We start from the raw sequence: 783 nt of genomic DNA, 5'->3' as shown, positions 1-783 counted from the left end.
TGCCAAAATCTCGCCATTTTTCGCCCCTAAAGGCGCTCAAAAGGCGACTCTGCCCGTTAAGTCCGACAGGCTGCTAGGGCGCGAACTCTTCGACTGTGCCCGAGCGGCGGGTTTCGGCACCCAGACGCACGTGCACGCCGTCGGCGACGGGGCCCCCTGGATCGTCGATCAAGTCGATCAGCACTTCGGTCAACAAGGGCGATTTTTGGTCGATTTCTATCATGCCTGCGAGTATCTGGCCGCCGCAGCGAACCGTGCCGATGCCGATCCAAGTGTCTGGCTGGAGCGCCAAAAGCACCGCCTCAAGACCCAGCAACTCGACGCCGTCCTGGCCGATCTGCACGCGCATCTGGAACCGCAGACGGTCGATGAGTCCGAAGCCCCGGTGCGCGCGGCCCTACGCTATTTCACCAACCGTCGCCAACACTTCGACTACCAGGGCGCTCTGCAGCAGGGCTTACCCATCGGCTCCGGCGAGATCGAGAGCGCCCATCGCTACGTCGTTCAGCAACGCCTCAAGCGGCCCGGAGCGTGGTGGCGCATTGAGCAGGCCGAGGCCATGCTGGCGCTACGCCTCAACCGCGTCAATGGCCACTGGGAGGACTATTGGCAAGACCTGATTAAACAAGCGGCCTGACAACGACGTGGCGCGCATCAGTTATGGTCGCACCCCGTCTATCGGGTAGGCTTCACCAAACCAACACAAACGCGATGTTCGACTTTTCAGGCCGCGATTAACCCTGCGAGCTGAAGGTCTGGTCGCCCCAGCGAACGGTTGATGAA

The 783-nt window shown here is 61.6% G+C and carries 1 protein-coding gene; it reads left to right on the top strand.

Going from position 1 to position 783, the window contains the following annotated elements; all coding sequences use genetic code 11:
* On the top strand, positions 1-637 hold a 637-nt coding region (locus GJ668_RS19875), incomplete at its 5' end, for a UPF0236 family transposase-like protein (RefSeq protein ID WP_246195039.1).
* Positions 638-783: the final 146 nt, after the last annotated feature.

This window comes from Allochromatium palmeri (assembly GCF_009720725.1).
Classification (GTDB): Bacteria; Pseudomonadota; Gammaproteobacteria; order Chromatiales; family Chromatiaceae; genus Thermochromatium; species Thermochromatium palmeri.
Note: the sequence above shows the minus strand (reverse complement) of the source record. Positions and strands in the feature narration are given on the sequence as shown.